17 protein-coding genes are annotated in these 18,203 nt (G+C 69.3%); 8 read left to right on the top strand and 9 right to left on the bottom strand.

The features are described from left to right. Positions 1 to 47 precede the first annotated feature (47 nt). Positions 48 to 1,139 carry a tartrate dehydrogenase gene (locus RM704_RS30640; RefSeq protein WP_033532390.1) on the top strand — a complete coding sequence of 364 codons (1,092 nt, stop codon included), beginning with the start codon at positions 48 to 50 and terminating at the stop codon, positions 1,137 to 1,139. A gap of 90 nt (positions 1,140 to 1,229) precedes the next feature. Here RM704_RS30640 and RM704_RS30635 read toward each other — a convergent pair whose 3' ends face one another. The 5 genes from RM704_RS30635 to RM704_RS30615 all read right to left on the bottom strand — a co-directional run bounded on the left by RM704_RS30635 (position 1,230) and on the right by RM704_RS30615 (position 4,336). Then, positions 1,230 to 2,450 (bottom strand): metallophosphoesterase, encoded by a 1,221-nt coding sequence (locus RM704_RS30635; RefSeq protein ID WP_033532391.1) that lies wholly within the window; start codon positions 2,448 to 2,450, stop codon positions 1,230 to 1,232. Between the two features lie 300 nt (positions 2,451 to 2,750). Beyond that, positions 2,751 to 2,837 carry a DUF4235 domain-containing protein gene (locus RM704_RS45645; RefSeq protein WP_438828963.1) on the bottom strand — a complete coding sequence of 29 codons (87 nt, stop codon included), beginning with the start codon at positions 2,835 to 2,837 and terminating at the stop codon, positions 2,751 to 2,753. A gap of 100 nt (positions 2,838 to 2,937) precedes the next feature. After that, positions 2,938 to 3,429, bottom strand: a complete 492-nt coding sequence (locus RM704_RS30625; protein ID WP_033532392.1) for a DUF3618 domain-containing protein — start codon at positions 3,427 to 3,429, stop codon at positions 2,938 to 2,940. After that, on the bottom strand, positions 3,426 to 3,845 hold the full coding sequence (locus RM704_RS30620) for a phage holin family protein (protein WP_033532393.1): 420 nt from the start codon (positions 3,843 to 3,845) through the stop codon (positions 3,426 to 3,428). Before RM704_RS30620 ends, RM704_RS30625 begins: the two co-directional genes overlap by 4 nt. A 146-nt stretch (positions 3,846 to 3,991) precedes the next feature. Further along, positions 3,992 to 4,336, bottom strand: a complete 345-nt coding sequence (locus tag RM704_RS30615; RefSeq protein ID WP_311591395.1) for a phosphatase PAP2 family protein — start codon at positions 4,334 to 4,336, stop codon at positions 3,992 to 3,994. On the opposite strand from RM704_RS30615, the gene RM704_RS30610 reads away from it, so the two are divergent. Continuing rightward, positions 4,311 to 4,505 carry a hypothetical protein gene (locus RM704_RS30610; protein ID WP_311591394.1) on the top strand — a complete coding sequence of 65 codons (195 nt, stop codon included), beginning with the start codon at positions 4,311 to 4,313 and terminating at the stop codon, positions 4,503 to 4,505. The genes RM704_RS30615 and RM704_RS30610 overlap by 26 nt on opposite strands. 86 nt (positions 4,506 to 4,591) lie before the next feature. Here the strand turns inward: RM704_RS30610 and RM704_RS30605 are convergent, their stop codons facing one another. Further along, positions 4,592 to 5,650 (bottom strand): YihY/virulence factor BrkB family protein, encoded by a 1,059-nt coding sequence (locus RM704_RS30605; protein WP_078937565.1) that lies wholly within the window; start codon positions 5,648 to 5,650, stop codon positions 4,592 to 4,594. A 172-nt stretch (positions 5,651 to 5,822) separates the two neighbouring features. Here RM704_RS30605 and RM704_RS30600 point away from each other — a divergent pair, with 172 nt between their 5' ends. Further along, the gene (locus RM704_RS30600; RefSeq protein WP_311591392.1) at positions 5,823 to 5,948 is read left to right on the top strand and encodes a DUF2382 domain-containing protein; all 126 of its coding nucleotides are present in this window, start codon (positions 5,823 to 5,825) and stop codon (positions 5,946 to 5,948) included. 342 nt (positions 5,949 to 6,290) lie between these two features. After that, the gene (locus RM704_RS30595) at positions 6,291 to 6,851 is read left to right on the top strand and encodes a DUF308 domain-containing protein (RefSeq protein ID WP_052146602.1); all 561 of its coding nucleotides are present in this window, start codon (positions 6,291 to 6,293) and stop codon (positions 6,849 to 6,851) included. A gap of 422 nt (positions 6,852 to 7,273) precedes the next feature. Here the strand turns inward: RM704_RS30595 and RM704_RS30590 are convergent, their stop codons facing one another. Next, on the bottom strand, positions 7,274 to 8,125 hold the full coding sequence (locus tag RM704_RS30590; protein ID WP_033532396.1) for an RNA polymerase sigma factor SigF: 852 nt from the start codon (positions 8,123 to 8,125) through the stop codon (positions 7,274 to 7,276). A 414-nt stretch (positions 8,126 to 8,539) separates the two neighbouring features. Here RM704_RS30590 and RM704_RS30585 point away from each other — a divergent pair, with 414 nt between their 5' ends. Together RM704_RS30585 and RM704_RS30580 are read left to right on the top strand one after the other, a co-directional pair. Next, complete coding sequence (locus RM704_RS30585; RefSeq protein ID WP_311591389.1) at positions 8,540 to 8,899, top strand: STAS domain-containing protein; 360 nt, start codon at positions 8,540 to 8,542, stop codon at positions 8,897 to 8,899. Next, complete coding sequence (locus tag RM704_RS30580; RefSeq protein ID WP_033532397.1) at positions 8,896 to 9,825, top strand: sensor histidine kinase; 930 nt, start codon at positions 8,896 to 8,898, stop codon at positions 9,823 to 9,825. The genes RM704_RS30585 and RM704_RS30580 overlap by 4 nt, the downstream gene beginning before the upstream one ends. 716 nt (positions 9,826 to 10,541) lie before the next feature. Here RM704_RS30580 and RM704_RS30575 read toward each other — a convergent pair. Next, on the bottom strand, positions 10,542 to 12,161 hold the full coding sequence (locus RM704_RS30575; RefSeq protein ID WP_311591387.1) for an ABC transporter substrate-binding protein: 1,620 nt from the start codon (positions 12,159 to 12,161) through the stop codon (positions 10,542 to 10,544). A gap of 41 nt (positions 12,162 to 12,202) precedes the next feature. Further along, a complete protein-coding gene (locus tag RM704_RS30570) occupies positions 12,203 to 14,368 on the bottom strand; it encodes a hypothetical protein (RefSeq protein WP_033532399.1) in 2,166 nt (721 codons plus the stop codon). A gap of 568 nt (positions 14,369 to 14,936) precedes the next feature. On the opposite strand from RM704_RS30570, the gene RM704_RS30565 reads away from it, so the two are divergent. Beyond that, the gene (locus RM704_RS30565) at positions 14,937 to 16,313 is read left to right on the top strand and encodes an ABC transporter ATP-binding protein (protein ID WP_052146603.1); all 1,377 of its coding nucleotides are present in this window, start codon (positions 14,937 to 14,939) and stop codon (positions 16,311 to 16,313) included. After that, positions 16,310 to 18,160, top strand: a complete 1,851-nt coding sequence (locus RM704_RS30560) for an ABC transporter ATP-binding protein (RefSeq protein ID WP_052146604.1) — start codon at positions 16,310 to 16,312, stop codon at positions 18,158 to 18,160. The genes RM704_RS30565 and RM704_RS30560 overlap by 4 nt, the downstream gene beginning before the upstream one ends. The last annotated feature ends 43 nt before the right edge of the window (positions 18,161 to 18,203 follow it).

Genomic DNA, 18,203 nt, shown 5'->3' with positions numbered 1-18,203 from the left:
GGTGTGTTGACTCGAACCGACCGCACGACAGCGAGCCGGAGGCACCCATGACAGCCGCACCCCGCACGTTCCGCATCGCCGCCATCCCCGCCGACGGGGTGGGCAAGGAGGTCGTCGCCGCCGGGCGAGCCGTCCTGGACGCCCTGGCCGAGACCTCCAAGAACTCCGCAGCCCCCTTCGCCTTCGTCTGGGAGGAGTTCCCCTGGGGCTGCGAGTACTACGAGCGCACCGGCACCATGATGGACGAGGACGGGCTGGAGCGGCTGAAGGACTTCGACGCGATCTACTTCGGCGCGGTCGGCTGGCCCACCGTCCCCGACCACGTCAGCCTGTGGGGCCTGCGCCTGAGGATCTGCCAGAACTTCGACCAGTGGGCCAACGTCCGCCCCGTGCACTTCCTGCCCGGCGTGCAGAGCCCCTTGCGCAAGGCCGACGACACGGAGCTCGACTGGGTCGTCGTCCGCGAGAACAGCGAGGGCGAGTACGCGGGCCTCGGCGGCCGCAACCTCGGCGGGCGGGGGCCCGGCGGTGAAGTCGCCGTTCAGTCGGCCCTGTTCACCGAGGTGGGCTGCGAGCGGATCATGCGGTTCGCCTTCGACCTGGCCCGCACCAGGGCGCACAAGAAGGTCTCCTCGGTGACGAAGAGCAACGCCCAGCAGTACGGCATGGTCCTGTGGGACGACGTCTTCAAGCGGGTCGCCGCCGACTACCCGGACGTCGAGACCGAGAGCGTGCTCGTGGACGCGATGTCCGCGAAGTTCGTCCTCAAGCCCGAGGACCTCTCGGTCGTCGTCGCCTCCAACCTCAACGCCGACATCCTCTCCGACCTCGGCAGCGCACTGGCCGGCAGCCTGGGCCTGGCGGCGAGCGCCAACCTCAACCCCGAGCGCCGCTTCCCCAGCATGTTCGAGCCGGTCCACGGCTCCGCCCCGGACATCGCGGGCCAGGGCCTGGCCAACCCGATCGGCGCGGTCGGCAGCGCCGCGCTGATGCTGGAGCACTTCGGCCTCCCCGACCAGGCGGCCCGCCTGAACAAGGCGATCGAGGCCACAACTGCCGCGGGCATCCTCACCCGCGACGTCGGCGGCACGGCCACGACCGAGGACGTGATCAAGGCGCTGATCGACGCACTCGCCTGACGGTCCGAAAGCGTCTCGGACGTCGCAGCCCTCGTCCTCGGGGGTGCCCCGTCGGCCCGGGCACGCTGCGGATGTGCCGGCCCGCCCCGCCTACGGCGAGGTGGGCAGGTGCGGGGAGCGGAGCACGAGCAGGGTGATCTCGCTGGGGGCGAAGACGCGGAACGGCGGGCCCCAGAAGCCGGTGCCGCGGCTGGTGTAGAGGAGGGTGCGGGCGCCATGGTGGCTGAGGCCGGAGACAGCGGGCTGGTCGATGCGGACCAGATGGTGGAAGGGCCAGATCTGGCCGCCGTGGGTGTGGCCGGAGAGTTGGAGGTCGATGCCGGCGGCTGCCGCCCGGTCGACGAACTTGGGCTGGTGCGCCAGGAGCAGTACGGGTAGGTCGGGGTCGGCGCCGTTCAGGGCACCGGCGAGGTGGGCGCGGTGGCCCGCCAGACCGGAGGACTCGGCGGTGACGTCGTCCACGCCGGCGACCACGAGGGTGTCGCCTCCGCGTTCGAGCAGCAGATGCCGGTTGCGCAGCGGCTCCCAGCCCAGCTCGTCCATCAGGTCGACCCAGCCCTGGGCCTCGCTGTAGTACTCGTGGTTGCCCGTGACGTACACGCGGGCATGGGCGGCCCGCACGGTACCGAGGGGGAGGGCCTGGGCACGGCGGCGTTCGGCTGTGCCGTCCGCGATGTCGCCGGTGTGGCAGACCAGGTCCGCTTCCAACGCGTTCACCGTCTCGCACACCCGTGCCGACCAGCGGGCGCGGTCGAGCGGGCCGTAGTGCGTGTCGGTGATGAGCACGACGCGGGTGCCGTCCAACCCGGCACCGAGCCGCGGCAGTGGCACGTCGAGCCGGCGCACGCGGGGCACGCGGCGGGCCTCGACGTACCCCCAGCCGAGCAGTACCGCGGTGGTGCAGAGGACGGCCCAGGTGACGATCCGTGCGCGGTCCTGACCCTCACCGACGCCGGCCACGGTCAGGGCGATCCGCAGGAGGACCCCGAGGAGAACGGACCAGGTGAACAGGACCCAACTCGTGCCCAGCAGGGTGTCACCGATGATCGCCGCCCGGTCCTGCTGACGTCGGCCGTGGCCGCGCGCCATCGCGAGCGGCATACCTATGAGGCCGAGGGCGAACAGGGCGGTGCCGACCAGCGTGACGGACAGCGGCCAGTGCTGGCCGCCGTGCAGGAGCACCCAGCAGGGCACGGCCCACAGCAGGACGGGGGCGATCAGGGGGAGGTGGCGCATCAGGCGGTGCAGCCGACTCGGCCGCGGTGCTTGCGCTTCACCCTCGACGGGCCGGGTGCTGCTGGTGTCGGTCACGCTTCCCCTATGCCTGGTTGGCGTGGAAGCCCAGGCTGGAGCCTCCTCGCAGAGTGAGCGATGTTCTTCACGATCATCGACTCCCAGGCGTGCCCGTGTACAGTAAGGGCCGCCCTTGACCTGGACAAAACAGGCAAGGAGCCGTCTTTCAGGAGTCCAACATGCTGCGCACCATGTTCAAGTCCAAGAACTAACGCTTGGAAGCGTCCGGTTCGCTGACCTGGTGACCGCCGCGGCGGGGCCTGGGCGCAGACGCCTGGCTCCCGCTCGGCAGGTTTACTTCGTGGCTCGTCAGCTCGCTCAGATCGCGCCCTGCAGGAGGGCCGCCAGTATCGTCTCGCGCCAGGTGCGGTCCTCGTCGGTGGCATCGGGGGGCGTCCTCGTCATGGCCGAGCGGCTTCCACACCTAGGCCGACTGCCCGCCCGCGACCACACCGCTGAGCGCGCCGAGGGTCAGACCGGCCAGCGTAGGCGATTGTCGATACCGTCACGGCTGCTTCCTGCTCCGGCTGCGCAGCAGCAGCCAGGCGACGACCGCCACGCTGCCGGCGGCGATCAGCACGGTGCGGTTGTCGCGGGCGGCCTGGGCGCCCTGGTGGGCCTTGTCGCGGACCGGCTCCGGCGCCTTGTCTTGCCACACCTGGCCAGCCCGATCGGCTTTGGCCTTCACCTGCCCGGCGGCCGCCGCGGCCTTGTCCTTGACCGGGTCGGGCAGCTTGTCCTGCACCAGGTGCGCGGCCTCGGCGGCCTTCACCTTGACCTGCCCGGTCAGCTCCGCCGCCTTGGCGCCCGCCTGCTCCGTCAACACGCCCGCCTGCTCCTTCAGTGCGGTCGCCTTCTCCTGCGCGCGGGCCTTGACGTCCGTCTTGGCGGCCAGTTCCTCCACCGTCTCTCCCAACTCGTGCCGGGTCTGCTCGACCCGCTCCCGCAGCTGTTCGGGACTGGAAACGGTGGGCTTGTCGTGAGGCGACTGGGTCATCGCTGTGCACTCTCCTTGATCTCGGCCATGTCGGCCTTGACACTGTCGATGGTTTGCTGGGGGGCAGGTGGCGTGGCCTGGCTGACCTCCTTCTTGCCCGTGAGGACCAGCACGGCGGTGACCACGCCGAGGACGGCGGTGACGATCAGCGCAGCGGCCCACACGGGCAGAGGAACGGCCAGCGCGGCGATCGCCGTGGCGATCAGAGCCTGCAACGTCAGGAAGCCGGCCAGACCGGCGCCACCGAACAGGCCTCCGCCCTTGCCGTACCGCTTGCCCTTTTCCTTCATCTCGGCCTGCGCCAGCCGCATCTCGCCCCGCACCAGCTCCGTCAGCTGCTGGGAGGCACGCTGGACCAGATCACCGACCGGCTCGGAGGAGCCGCTCGGAGGCCGGTAGGAATCCTGGCTACTCATGAGGGATGGCCTCCTTTCACGCTGTTCGTGGCGCCCCGGGTAGGGCGTCGCGTCGGCATCGGCGGTTGGCCGAGTGCACGTCCCTCCGGGTACCCGGCTGCGGGTACCCCATCCAGCACACCTGTGGCCTTGCTTGTGTGCGTCTGTCACCGCAGCAAGCGGGCTGCCAGGCGGGGAGCGCGGTGTACCAGGACGGCCGCGGCCACGCCGACGATGACGCCGCCGGCGACGTCGGAGGGGTAGTGGGCGCCCGTGTGCACGCGTTCGATAGCCACCACGACGGCCGGAACCGCGCACAACCCGCCCGCCCACGGCCACACACCCGCCACCGCCGCGCTGAAAGCCACCCCTGCCGCGGTGTGCCCCGAGGGAAACGACGACGACTCGGGCCGGTCATGAACCTCCTCCTGCGAGATCCAGTCCTTCGGCGGCCGACGCCGATTCCACACCTGCTTCAGTACACAGTTGGACGCCACCTCCGCCACCGCCATGCTCGCCACGCCCGCGGCCGCGGCCCTGCGTCCCCGCCACCCCACGGTGGACATGACCACGGCAGCACCCCACCACAGCTTCGTGTGCTCGGCCGTCTCCTCCACCGCCGGCAGCGCCCGCCGTACGCAGGTGGACCGCCACGACGCCACCCACCGCGTCAACCGGTGATCACCCGCGTGAAGATCCTTCAGCACTCTCATGACCTGCGCCTTCCCGACCCGAGCGGCACATAACGCGGCAGCGTGGAAACGACCTCATTCCAGGCGCTGCCGGTCTTCCTCGCTCCACTTACGGGTGTCGCGAGGCCGGACATAGGGCTCTTCGTCTTCAGGAAGACCGCCCGCCACAGCGCGCTGCCGGGCCATCTCCGCGTCGAATTCCAGGCCCAGCAGAATCGCGATGTTGCTGATCCACAGCCACACCAGGAAGATGATCACACCCGCCAGAGTGCCGTAGGTCTTGTTGTATGAGGCGAAGTTCGCCACGTAGAACGCGAACCCGGCCGAGGCGATCATCCAGATCAGCAGAGCCAGGAAACTGCCGGGCGTGACCCACTTGAAGCCGCGGCCCTTCACATTGGGCGCCGCCCAGAACAAAATCGCGATCATCATGATGACCAGCACGACCAGCACCGGCCACTTCGCGATCGACCACACCGTCAGCGCCGTGTTCCCGACACCCAGAGCCTGACCCGCCTGACGGGCCAGGCCACCGGTGAACACCACGATCAGCGCACTGACCACCGCCAGCACCAGCAGCACCACCGTGACACCCACACGGACCGGCAGCACCTTCCACACCGGCCGCCCTTCCGGCATGTCGTAGACGGCGTTGGCGGTACGGATGAACGCCGCGACGTAGCCGGAGGCCGACCACACCGCCACCACCAGACCCACGATCGCCACGATCGAGCCCGTACCGGCATTGCCCTGCAGCTGCTGCACGGCATTGCTGATCACGTCGCGGGCCGAGCCGGGGGTCAGCTTCTGAACGTTTTCCAGAACCTGCTGCGTCGCCGACTGACCGGCGATCCCCAGAAGAGAGACGAGCACCAGCAACGCGGGAAAGAGGGAGAGCACCCCGTAGTAGGTCAGCGCCGCCGCCCGGTCGGTCAACTCATCGTCCGTGAACTCCTTGACGGTGCCTTTCAACACCGCCCACCAGGAACGTTGGGGCAACTGCGTGGGCTCATCCGGCGCCCGCCGCTCCACTTCCTCATCCGGCCCGGCAGACATCTCACGCCCGGGCCCGGTGTCCTGGCCGGACGCGGCGTGCCCGCCATGCCGTCCATACGATTTGCCTATCCGTTCCATGACAGAGGGGTATCCCCCGCCCCCTGGCGAAAACGACCCCAGCCAGTACGTTTCGCGATGTTTGCGGGGGTTAACCGAACAGTGAACTCAGCGGAAGGAGGATCACGGTGGTCGCCCGAGAGCCAGACCCGACCGTGCTGAATCACCCGCGTCGGCGGACACCTGTCCGAGGATGGAAGTACAGCAAACCGTCGCCGTGCGCCATGAGGAAGTCCGTGTCGAGCGCGAACCGGTGACCGAGGCCAACCGCAGCGACGCCATGGGCGGCCCGGATTCAGCGAGGCCGAGCACGAAGTGACCTGCACGCCGAGCGGCCTGTGGTGGAGACGACGGCCCAGCCCGTCGAACGGGCACACCTCACCGCCAACGAGAAACCGTCACCGGCAAGGTCCGCAAGGAGAAGATCGCCGACCAGCCCGGAGATGACGACAAGCGTCAGTCGTGACGACCACTCCGCACAAGCCACGAGGCTGGCCACCGCGCAGCAACTCGGCGAGCCTGCCCCGGGTTTGTGCTGTGCCGATCCCGACTTGCGTTCAGAGAGGAGCCCTCCATCCACACTGCTACGACTTTGACCATGAACAAGCCGCGACCACGGGCCCACAGGCACACGTGCACGGAGGCGGCCGACCAGCGACGAATGCTGCGGACAATCGGGCTGCGCGCCCTGGCGGCGCTCTCGTTCGCGGCGCTCGCCCTGATGTGGCCGGACATCACCTCATCAGCTCTGGCCCTGCTGTTCGGCATGTTTGCCCTCGCCGACAGCATGTCCCTGCTCGTCACAGCAGGCGGGGTGACCGGCAGGCGGGGACTGTCCGTCGCCTGCGTCGGCGGCGTGGCAGGGAGCGCCGTCGGCCTGGTGAGCGTCGCGTGGCCGGGGATCACCGTGGGTGCACTGGCGCGGCTGATCGGCGCCTGGGCCGTACTGGCAGCAGTAGCACAGCTCCTCGGCAGGTTGAGCGGGCGCAGCCACGGTCTGAGCCACTCGAACGTGCTGTCGTTCGCCACGGCCGCATGGCTCGCCGCCGCGATCACGGTCGTACCCGCGGCAGGCACCCTCTCCGCCACGGCCCTGGCTCGCATCACCGGCATTGCCGCCCTGATCGCCGCCATCGCTCTGCTGCCCGCACTGCGCTCGGCACTGGCATACCCGCCTCGCTCCGCTCGACGCCCGGCAGGACCTCGCCACTGCCCCGGGTGATCACGGCAACGGTCATCGCCGAAGGTCGGCCGCGAGCGATGACGTTGCGGCTCACGCCGAACCCCCAACCCTTCGAGAGCTACACGGCCGCGGCCGAGGCCACGGCGGATCCGCAGGATGCAGTGCGCCGCCGCCGGCCTGGATGTGGCGAAGCCGAAGACACAGGTGCCGATGTGGCGCAAGCAGCTTTCCTCCGCCAAGCGAGGGCTGGTCGTCTGAGCTCGGCTGCGACCGCTTCCGCACCCCGCACGCGCTCCACCGGCTTAGCGGGGGTCACTTCACGCGAGCCGGGACGACGGCGCGCCCTCTGCGGCCGGGAAGGGGTCGGCCGCCCGAGCCGGTGTCGGGAGGAGCGGAGCCAGAGCAGCACGTTCCTGCTTGCGGCCACAGTGACGGCAGTCGGCTGTTGGCTGCCGGTCGGTTCACTTGGTGGTGAGCATGCCCCGGCGCAGGCGGGTCAGGGTGCGTGTGAGCAGTCGGGATACGTGCATCTGGGAGCAGCCGAGGTGTTCGGCGATCTGGGCCTGGGTGAGTTCTTCGACGAACCGCATGTGGATGATCCGCCGGTCGCGTTCGTCGAGTTCGGCGACCAGGGGGGCCAGGGCGTGGAGGTCCTCGACCAGTTCCATGGCGGTGTCTTCGGTTCCGATGAAGTCCGCCAGGGCCGCTTCCCCGGTCTCGTCACTGTTGACGGCGGCGTCGAGCGAGGAGGAGTTGTAGCCGTTGGCGGCCAGGCGCGCCTCGATGACCTCCTCCTCGGACAGGTTCATCAGTTCGGCCAGTTCCCTGACTGTGGGGGTGCGGCCGAGCCGACTGCGGAGTTCGTCGGTGGCGCGGGCGAGTTCGACCCGGGCTTCCTGCAGGCGCCGGGGGACGTGCACGGCCCAGGAGGTGTCGCGGAAGAACCGCTTGATCTCTCCGACGATGTAGGGGACGGCGAAGGACGTGAACTCCACCTCACGCGACAGCTCGAACCGGTCGATCGCCTTGATCAGCCCGATCATGCCGACCTGGACGATGTCCTCCATCTCGTCCGCGCCCCGGCTCCGGAACCGGCCGGCCGCGTAGCGCACCAGGGACATGTTCATCTCGATCAGCGTGTTGCGCGCGTACTGATACTCGCGGGTGCCCTCTTCCAGGACAGCCAGCTGTTCGAAGAACAGCTTCGACAAAGACCGCGCGTCCTTGGGCGCCACCTTCAGCGGATCAGCGATCACCGGCAGTGGCGACGTGGCGTGTTCGACGCTCGTTGTGAGACTCGTGGTCGCCGTCATCCTTGCTTCCCTCCCTCGCTTGTCGGCCAGCCCCTGCCCTCGCGGGCCGACGGCGAGCCGCCTACCCCGACTGGCCACGGCCATGCACACACATTCTCGATCCACTCCGCTCATCCACCATCGAGCCCGCCAAGCAGTCCGGTCGCCCAGCGCACCTCTCCGGTATGCGCATGATCCTCAGTTGGGGTTCCAGCGTTGAGCCTCGTGCGGAGCCGTGATCCGAGTGCCCGGACACGCAGGCGGCGCGCTCTCTCGGGTATAGGGCAGTCCCAGATGCCTTCCCTTCCAGACTCCGGCGACCGGTGCACTGGCGAGCTATACGATGACGCGTCGGAAGCCCGTCGTTCCGTGGATACGGTCAGCGGAGAGATGAGGGAGCGCCGTTCAGCGGCACCTGAGGCAGGAGGAGAGAACGTGGAAGCCTCCCACGACGTGGACAGGACGGTCCCGGCGTCGTCGCGCGACGACGCCGCACTGGAGATCCGCCCGCTGTCCGGCCGCCCCGGGATCCATGCCGCTGGAGAGATCAACGTGACCACCCGTGCATCCTGGCAACAGGCCTTGGAGGATTTGGCGAACGCCCACAAGGACGTCTCCTTCGTGGAACTGTCCGGCCTGATGTTCATCGATGTCGGCGGCGCGGCGGCACTGGCGGTCACCGCGCAGCAGTTGGGCACCGGCCGCATCGTCGTGGACCGTCCGCCGCCGGAACTGAAACGCCTCCTGGACATGTTCTGGCCCGGCCTTCCGATGATTGAGGTGGCGGCGCGATGAGTACGGCCACCCACAGCGAACCCTTTGTCCACCCGGCGCTGTTCTACCGGGACAAGGAGCAGTACACGGCGGGCACGGTGCCGTTCCTCGTGGACGGTCTGGCCGCCGGAGAGGCCGTCGCGGTCGCCGTTCCCGGCCCCAACCTCGAACTGATCAAGGCCGAAATGGGAGCGAGCGCCGCCGACGTCAAGTTCCTCGACATGACTCAGGCGGGCCGCAACCCGGGGCGCATCATCCCCGGTGTCCTGCGTGCCTTCGCCGACGCCCACCCTGCCGGCCGGGTGCGGATCATCGGAGAACCGATCTGGGCCGGTCGTTCGGCCGTGGAGTACCCGGCCTGCGTCCAGCACGAGGCTCTCATCAACGCGGCCTTCCAGGGCCGTGAGGTGACGATCCTGTGCCCGTACGACGCCGATGGCCTGGAGCCGCAGGTGCTCGCCGACGCGTACGCCACCCACCCCGTAGTCATCGACACCGGCGTCGAAATGCCCAGCCACGCCTACGATCCCGAACAGGTTGTCGCCCGCTACAACCAGCCCCTCAGGTACCCGCCCGGCGCGGCGAGCGTGTCGTTCGACGCGGAATCACTCCCGTGGGCCCGCTCTTTCGCAGTCCAGGAAGCCAAGCAACTCGGCCTGGCCGCCGACCGGGTGGAAGATCTGACGCTGGCGGTGGCGGAGCTGACCACCAACAGCGTGGTGCACGGCGGTGGATCGGGGACGCTGCGGATCTGGGCCGAGGGTGAGCAGATCGCCTGCGAGGTCCACGACCGCGGTCGGCTGAGCGATCCCCTGGCCGGCCGTCGGCCGCCGGCCCGCGACCAGCTGGGCGGGCGCGGCCTGATGCTCGTCCACTACATCTGCGACCTCGTACGCCTCCACACCGCCCAGGACAGCACCACCATCCGCTTCTACCTCAACCGCTGACCACCCCGCCCCGCCAAAACGGGCTGCCCTTCATGGTGGGCTGCCCCTGGACACCCGGATAGTGGGCACCGCTGTACGCCACGCGGCAGCTGTGTGTCCGGACGGAAAGAACGAGCTGCCCGAGCGGTCTCGGAGATCCTCTGCCGAACTCTCGTTGGTCTTCCCGCTCGTCGCGCAGGCAGTACCGAGTCAGAGCCGTGAGCAAGCGCCGGCACCGCGCGCAGCGATGATCAGTTGAGTCTTCCCTGCATGCCGCTGTACACGTCGGTTGTGGTGCGTTTCTTCTGGAGGGACTGGAAATACCTGGTCAGCACCTTGCGTCTGCGGCAAGCGAGGCACAGGAGGTCGCGCCGAGTTGCCAGCACCGACCACGTCCATTCCGGTCGGCCGCTAGGTCCCTCAAGAAGAAGCGCACCCGAGCCAGAGTCGGTTAGCTCCTGCGGTCGGTCTGATTGAGCAATACGTACTCACGGCCATCGCCGTGAACATCGAACGACTCAGCGGCCGCGGAACTCTCTTCGCCGAGGCCGCCGACCGCCTTTCATCAGAGCTTCCTGGACCAGAACGAGATCCCCCGGGTCAAAGTCCTGGCGAACCCTCGGAACCTGGGCCCGATGATCCGAGATCCCCGGCAGAGTCAAGCTGAGACGGTGTCCGGTTTCCCTACGAAGCCAAACTCCACGTATCTCGCCCCATGCCGAGGTCGTCGACGTCTTTCAGGGTGTTCTGCTCGGGATCACGCAGTTTTTCGGCTGTTCCCGGCCGGTGGGCCAGCCGATGCCGACGAACTTCAACGTGCCGCGGCCCTCCTGGCCCGGGTCCAGTTCGACCACGGCAACCGGCTTGTCGTACGGATTCCCGCCGCTGGTGATGCAGATCAGACCACTCGTTCCCTTCACCCGGTGCCGGGACTGGAGCTTGGACCACTCCGTGCCGACGTCCTTCAGGCCGGGCACCTGCTCGGCGTCGTCGCCCTGTACCTCGTGCAGGGCGGTGCCGATGGTGAGGAGACCGTCGTAGACGAGCATCGTCCGGGAGTCCTCGAGGTCGGGGACGGAGCCGAGATCGGTCCTCTCCTGGAGGGTGGTCTCGATCAGCCTCTTCAGCCCGTCCAGTGCTGCCTTGGGTTCGGTGAGGTGCTGAGGGAGCTCGTCAGCGGTGGGTTCTCGGTCGTGGGTCGCGTTCCACCGCTTCGTCCATGCCTTCAACTCGGTGCTCCAGGCGGTCGGGTGCGCAGGGGCGGCGTACTGCACCGTCACCTTCGCTTCGCCGTCCGTGCCGCGCAGCTGCGCCCAGTCCTTCTGCGACATGCCCTGCCGCAGCGAGGCGGCGTCGGAGCCGCTGATGATGGTGTAGTGCCGGTCCCCGCAGGGCTGTTGGGCGAGTTTGAGGGCGAATATCCGCAAGTGCAGTGTGCGTCCGGCGAAGTAGACGGTGTCGGCCGGCGAGTCACAGATGTTGTTGGCGATCTGGGTGAACTGGTTGCCGGTCGACCCCGCCTCGTAGATCCCCGGGGACTCGAAGGGCATCGCGGCCGGCCCGGCCGGGCCGGCCTCCTTGATGCCCCGGAACGCGTCCGCCAGCGACTCGTTGTAGGCGTCCTGGCGGGTGTCGAAGACCGTGACCGTTCGGGCGTCCTGCCTCCCGCGGTCACCGTTGAAGTCGGCCAGGGCCTTGGCCGCGTCGTTGTTGGTGGGGATGATCCGGGCCAGACCGGGGAACCGCTGCTTGGCCGCGCCGTCCGTGCCGTCCTCGTTTGCGATCCGGTCGCCGGTGATCCGGGAGGCGAGCACCGGGATCCCGTGCTTCGTCAGGCGTTCGACGGCCTTCTCCGTGGCGTCAAGGCTGAGGTTGAAGCCCGTGACGGCGCGCAGCCGGTCCTTCGACGAGCCGGCCATGTCGATCAGGGTGTCCACGACCTCGTGCTGTCGCCCGTAGTTCCGTCCTGGATTGGCCAGAACCAGCCGGATCCTCGGCAGTTCGCCCTCACCCGCATTGGCCTGTCGCTGCCCCAGGTACGCGCCCTGGAGGTCGCTGCGCATCTGGCGGCGCAGTGTCGGCTGGTCCGACTGGAGCGAAAGCATCATCGCCACGGTGACATGGGGCTGCTGGGCGATCCGATCGTTCTCCCTCTTGATGGCCTGGGCCACGGCCTTGATCTCGCGTGTGCCGAAGTCGTATCCCTCGCCGTTGACGCCGACGCACTCGTCGTCGATCCGCTCGACGCCGTCGGCGCAGGTGTCGGGTTTCTGGGCGGCGGATCTGCCGTACACGACGGCGGCCACGAGCACCGTCAGGCCGAGCAGCGCGTAGAGGATCTGCCGCCACTTGGGCATCCCCGTCCACCTGGGTCTCGACAGCCACCTGGGCATCCCCGTTACCTCCGTCGCCCGAGCTGATCGGTGCAGGAACAGCGAAGCAGCGGCCGCTGGTTCGCCGCCAGGCCGCTCCACTCGGTGGCTGTCGGGCCGAGATCCCCGGCGCCGACGAACTCCATGATCGACAGACGCTCCAACAGGCCGGCCAGCGTGCGGGCCATCTCGCTCCCGGTCGGCCTGGTCCGCTCCTCGCACAGCCACACCGCGTGCAGCAGCTGGTCGACGGTGCGGCGCAGCGCGGGGCCCTCCGTGGACACCAGACCCTGGGCGCGCCCGCGGCGGGCGTCCGCGCCGCCCGGATACGGAGCCTGCGCGATCTCCAGCAGCTCCGCGCACCACTGAAGGGGGCGGCCGGGCAGCGTGGCGGCGAGGTGGCGGACCACGTCGTCCGCGCCGCCGGAGACCAGGTGGTGGTTCATCCGGTGCGCTGTGAGGGAGCGGAACGCCTCGCTGGTGGGCGCCCCGTCGTCCGCCGCGCGCAGGGCGTAGTGGTCGCGCAGCAGATGGTGGTCGGCGTGCCAGGCGGCGCCCTCGGGGCGCAGCCCGTAGAGCCGGTGCACGAGTAGCTGACGCAGCCCGAAGTCCCCGATGAAGTGCCGTTCGCAGCCGGGCCAGCCGGACTCGGTGAGCAGCTTCGTCACCTGATGTGCCGTCAGGATGGTGACGCGGTGGGCCTGATGGTGGAGCAGCAGGACGTCTGCGCACTCCGTGTCGTGGGCCACCGACAGATGGGTGAGCAGATCGAGCCACTGGGCACGGTGCTCGTCCGGCAGCCTCACCGGCAGCTGGTCCAGGATCAGCTCCTTGAGCAGTACGTCTGTCACCGGCCGTTCGGCGGCGCCGTCCGGGTGGCGCAGCGGGGCGTCGAGGAGATCGCGGTCGTTGGCGTCCGTCGGCATGTGGAAGGCGGCGGCTGCGGCGGCCAGCCGGATCACCGTGTGCGGACGCCCGCCGCTCAGCCGGGCCACGGCGGCGACGACACGGCGGCGGTTCGCGCCGTTCTCCGACTCCGTGCGCCGCTGTCTTCGCAGGGTCTCGTCGCGGAGCTGGTCACCGGTGAGAAAAGGCATCCGCAGCAGGAGTACCCCGTCGGCCAACGGCGCCTGGTCCGGCTGCGGGCCCGTGTTGCGGGACCATGTGGCCGGTATGCCGTCGGCGGGTCGGTACTCCGCCGGGGACCCTACGTCCTCGGGCGGCAGCCCTCCGTACAGGAAGGCGCCGCCGTCCTCCTGGCGTGCCGTGCCCACGATCACCACGCGGTCGCGCTGTCCGTCGCGCCGGTCGGTGAGCACGGCCCGCAACAGTCGCTCTCCCAGCGGCGAGTCGGCGTGGTCGAGGAGCAGCGCCGGGCGGCCGACGCGGCTCAGCCAGCCGACCGTGCCCTCGTACGCCGCCTCGATGTCCTCGCGCAGCGCCCGGAAGAGGAATCGCTCCGCCACCTCCCGTGCCTCACCGCCGGCCTTGAAGTCGGTGGCGAGATCGAGCAGTCCGTGCTCCGGCTGCTGGCCAGCGGTGGGATAGGCGCCGTAGATCCGCGTCAGTTCCCTCCGGCCCTTGGGCGCCGCGTTCGCGAAGAGGGCCTCCAGCAGGGCGCTGGCCACCGAGGCCCCGTATGCGCCGAGAATCTGTCCGGCGAGGGTGTTCAGCAGGTTGCGGATGACTCCGATGAGCACGTTCCGCCAGAACCCGCCGGTTCCCAGTCCGCGCAGGCCGTGCTGCTGGGGCAGGGTCTCGTAGCGTTCGACTTCCGTCCTGACCGCTTCGGGGCTGCGATCCGCCGCGCCGGTCGCGATCATCGTGAGGCCTGCGAAGAACCGCGGAAAGACGAACGGGCCGCCCGTTCCCTGCCACGCGCGCAGCCGCTCGGCGACGTCGACCAAGGCCTCGGTGAGATCCGAGCGGGCGCCCGGTTCCGGCTCTGCCTGGTCCTCGTACACCGGCGAGGCGCAGTCCAGATAGATCACCGGCACTTTGGCGGCGAAGCGGTCGCGCACCAACCGCAGCAGCCGCCCCTTGCCCATCCCCGGGCCGCCGGTGAGCAGCAGGACGGGAAGGTCGGGGCCGTACAAGAGCTTGCTGCCACCGCCCGACGGCGACCGCCCGAGCAGGCGCGCGAAGAAACCTTCCTCTTCGAGAAGTCTCTCGAACCCCAGATCCTCACCCACGGATCCCCCATGGAGACTCTCCCGCCCGGGAGCGGGTGATCGATGTTACGGAGGGAGATCAGTGGAACACGAAACGCTGGCCGGGACAACGTCCCTACTGTGAAGGGATGTTGGTGATGAAGCGCGCCCAGGCGCAAGGACTGCCCGAAGTAGTGGTTCCGGCTGGGCTTGGACGTCGGCGCCGGTGGGACGCGGTCAGCCGTGGCGGCGTTCGGCTGCGGCCGCGTAGCCGTCATGCAGCCGACCCGGCCGGGGTGTGCACCCGCTGGTCCTGGAAGCCGGGTAAGCGAGGCTGATCGAATCATCGCAGCTGGTGAACCGAGGCGAGGCCGAATCCAGGACGCTGCGGGACTGTGCGGCGGTCGTGGCCAACAGGCGTCACCGCCGTTCACGCGCTCGTGGATCTCGATCAGCGTGCCGATAGTGTCCGGGCCCCGAGAGCTACGGATACGGCTACCACGGCCAGGTCCCCACGCGCGTCCTGGCCGATCTGGTCTCGGACTTCGCCGGTCTGCGCCCGCTGCTCACCGTCCCACAGCCCGCACAGGTCCGGGCGGGAGGCGGTCTCGTGGACTCCGTCGAGCTGCTCGACCCCCTGGTGGGCCGGTTCATACCCACCGCGGTGGCCTCCGTCCTGGGGTCCTTCCTCGCCTCGGTGTACGTGATATCGGTCGACCCGGCGGTGGGTCTCGTCGTCCTCGCGTGTGCCCTTCTCGCACCGCTGTCCCAGATGGCCGGGGAAAAATGGATCAAGGAACGCGGTGACCGCTGGACTGTGTCCTACCGCGGCCTCTATGCGGAGAGCTTGGACGCCGCGCAGGGGATGGCAACACTCAAGGCGTTCAACGCCAGTGGCCGGCGCGGTCGGGAGCTGGTCGAGCGCGGTGAGGCGTTCTGCCGCGACTCCATCCGGCTGATGGTGGCGTGGTGTGCCTCCTCCAGCGTCGGCCAACTGCTGGTGCCCATCGGTACCGCGGCCGCGGTCGGCCTGGGCGCATGGCACGCGGCCACCGGCTCGGTCAGCGTCACGGGTCTGTTCACGATCCTGATGCTGACCCGCGAGACGTTCCGGCCCATGCACGAGCTGGAAGCGGCTTACCACGCCGCCTACTCCGCCATCCCGGCCGGCCGAGCGGTAGCCGACGTCCTACGACTCGAACCGCACGTGCGGGACACGGCGCAGGCGGCCCCGGCCTTGCGGCACAACCCTCCTGGCCTGGAGTTCAGCGATCTCCGGTTCCGCTATCCGACCCGGCGGGCGCCGGCACTCGACGGGTTCACTCTGGTGGTCGCGCCGGGCGAGCGGGTGGCCGTCGTGGGCCGCTCCGGAGCCGGCAAGAGCACTGTGCTCGGCCTGCTGATGCGATACTTCGACACCGACAAGGGCTCCATCCGCATCGACGGCCATGACATACGCGATTTCCCGCTGGCCGAACTGCGGTCGCTGGTCGGCGTCGTGGCACAGGACACCTACCTGTTCCACGGCACGGTCCGCGAGAACCTGCTGCTCGCCAAACCGGACGCCACCGCAGACGAGATCCGACGTGCCGTGACCGCGGCGCAGGCAGCGGAGTTCATCGCCCGCCTGCCCCAGGGCTTCGAGACGGTGGTCGGCGAACGCGGCCTGAAACTGTCCGGCGGCGAGCGCCAGCGCATCGCGATCGCCCGCGCCCTGCTCAAGGACGCTCCCGTCCTCGTCCTCGACGAACCGACATCGAGCATCGACGCCGCCAACGAGGCGGAAATCACCCGCACTCTCCGTGACTTGACCCGCGGCCGGACAACGGTCGTCATCGCGCACCGGCTGTCCACGGTGCGCGACGCCGACCGGATCGTGGTGATGGACTCCGGCCGGATCGTCGAGTCCGGAAGCCACGCCGACCTCGTTGCAGGCCAGGGCCTCTACGCCGAACTCGTCGCGACCCAGACCGGAGCACAGGCATGACGTCGACCCTCCACACCCACGGCCACACCCACGACCACGCCCACGACCACGGCGTCGGGGACGGCCGAGCCGGCACCGGGCGGCCGAAGCGAAGCGGGTCGCTCATCACCAGGCTGAGCAGCCTGATACCCCTCCTGGGCGAGCACCGCCGACTCATCGCGGTGGCCTACCTGGCCGGTGTGCTGCACCAACTGCTCCAGCTCGCCTCGGCCGGCATCGGCGCGTACGTGGTGGCTCGGGCGGCCGCAGGAGCTTCGCCGGGCCAGCTCACCGGCTGGCTGATCCTGCTCGGCTGCCTGATCGTGCCGCTGGTCGGCATGAGCATCGCCGACAGTACCTATGCCCACGTCGCCGCCTTCCGTGCGCTGGCCGACACCCGGGCGAAGGTGTTCGCCGCCTTCGAGCGGCTCTCACCCGGTTACATGCTCGAGCGGCGTTCCGGCGACCTCGGCTCCGCCGCCGTCTCCGACGTGGAGCAGATCGAGCTCTTCTTCGCCCACACACTCAGCCCGTTGGCCGTCGCGTCGACCGTTCCCGTGGCGACCACCGTCGCGCTGGGCTGGTTCCACTGGTCGCTGGCATGCGTCCTGGTTCCGATCCTGATCCTCCTGGCCTCGGTCCCGGCATGGTTGCGACGCCACGCCGAACGGCACGGACACGAACTGCGCGACTCGCTGGGACGGATGAGCGCCGACAGCACCGATACCTTCCAGGGCCTGCGCGAGTTGGTGAACTTCGGCGCACACGCCCAGCGGCTCGGACTGCTGCGCACCCAGAGCGTCCGGCTGGCGCGGGCGAAGTCCGCTCACGGACGCCGTGGCGGCATCGAGTACGCGGCCACGGATACCATCGCTCTCCTGGGCATCCTCGTGGTGCTGGTATTGGGCGCGCGGCTCGTCGTCGCGGACGAGCTCGACCGCTCCGTCTTCCCGGTCGCTGTCGTGCTCGCCGCGATGGCGATGATTCCGGTGCTGAAGGTGACCGAGGTCGCGCGCGAGTTGTCCATCGTCGCGGCCGCGGCCGAACGCATCAATACGCTGCTCGACGCTCCGGCCCCGGTCTCGGACCTGGTCACCCAGGCGCCGCCCGGCCCGGTCGAACCGCATGTCCGCTTCGACGCCGTCACCTTCGCCTACCGCAGCGACCTGCGGCCTGCCGTGCGCGAGGTCGGCTTCGAGATCCGTCCCGGCGAGACCGTCGCGCTGGTGGGGCACTCCGGTGCGGGCAAGTCGACCTGCGCCAACCTCCTGCTGAGGTTCTGGGACGTCACCGCCGGCTCGGTTTCCGTCGGCGGGCACGACGTCCGCGAGTTCCCGCAGGAGGACCTGCGCCGCCTCATGACACTGGTGCCCCAGGACACCTTCCTGTTCAACACCAGCCTGCGTGAGAACATACGTCTCAGTCGTGCCGACGCCTCCGACGAAGAGGTCGAGGCCGCCGCGCGGGCCGCCCAGGCACACGAGTTCATCACGACGCTGCCGGACGGCTACGACACCGTCGCCGGCGAACTCGGCGCACTCATGTCCGGCGGGCAACGGCAACGCATCGCGATCGCACGTGCCTTGCTGAAGGACGCTCCGATCCTCGTGATGGACGAGGCGGTGTCGAATCTCGATGCCGCCAGCGAGCAGGCGGTCACCCGGGCGATGGACGAGGCCCGGCACGGCCGCACCACCCTGGTCATCGCACACCGGCTCTCGACCATCCTGACCGCCGACCGGATCGTCGTCATATCCGGCGGACGCGTGGCCGAGACCGGAACCCACGAGGAGCTTCTCGCCCTCGACGGCGCCTATGTCGAACTGCTCGCCTCACAGCTCGACGGATTCGCCGGGCCGGACGCCTGACTTGCAGCAATTGCCCCCGTCCGCGGCCTGCGGGCGGGGGCAG

This window comes from Streptomyces gottesmaniae, from assembly GCF_031845845.1.
In the GTDB taxonomy this organism is placed as follows: Bacteria; Actinomycetota; Actinomycetes; order Streptomycetales; family Streptomycetaceae; genus Streptomyces; species Streptomyces akebiae.
This window is presented reverse-complemented; position numbering and strand designations above follow the sequence as displayed.

Bases quoted from the DNA above. Each gene is read 5' to 3' on its own strand.
- RM704_RS30580 (WP_033532397.1), top strand. From the start codon at position 8,896: ATGAGTACGGCCACCCACAGCGAACCCTTTGTCCACCCGGCGCTGTTC.
- RM704_RS30625 (WP_033532392.1), bottom strand. From the start codon at position 3,429: ATGACCCAGTCGCCTCACGACAAGCCCACCGTTTCCAGTCCCGAACAG.
- RM704_RS30605 (WP_078937565.1), bottom strand. From the start codon at position 5,650: ATGGAACGGATAGGCAAATCGTATGGACGGCATGGCGGGCACGCCGCG.
- RM704_RS45645 (WP_438828963.1), bottom strand. From the start codon at position 2,837: ATGACGAGGACGCCCCCCGATGCCACCGACGAGGACCGCACCTGGCGC.
- RM704_RS30590 (WP_033532396.1), bottom strand. From the start codon at position 8,125: ATGACGGCGACCACGAGTCTCACAACGAGCGTCGAACACGCCACGTCG.
- RM704_RS30560 (WP_052146604.1), top strand. From the start codon at position 16,310: ATGACGTCGACCCTCCACACCCACGGCCACACCCACGACCACGCCCAC.
- RM704_RS30575 (WP_311591387.1), bottom strand. From the start codon at position 12,161: ATGCCCAAGTGGCGGCAGATCCTCTACGCGCTGCTCGGCCTGACGGTG.
- RM704_RS30620 (WP_033532393.1), bottom strand. From the start codon at position 3,845: ATGAGTAGCCAGGATTCCTACCGGCCTCCGAGCGGCTCCTCCGAGCCG.
- RM704_RS30640 (WP_033532390.1), top strand. From the start codon at position 48: ATGACAGCCGCACCCCGCACGTTCCGCATCGCCGCCATCCCCGCCGAC.
- RM704_RS30615 (WP_311591395.1), bottom strand. From the start codon at position 4,336: ATGGCGGTGGCGGAGGTGGCGTCCAACTGTGTACTGAAGCAGGTGTGG.
- RM704_RS30595 (WP_052146602.1), top strand. From the start codon at position 6,291: ATGCTGCGGACAATCGGGCTGCGCGCCCTGGCGGCGCTCTCGTTCGCG.
- RM704_RS30600 (WP_311591392.1), top strand. From the start codon at position 5,823: ATGGAAGTACAGCAAACCGTCGCCGTGCGCCATGAGGAAGTCCGTGTC.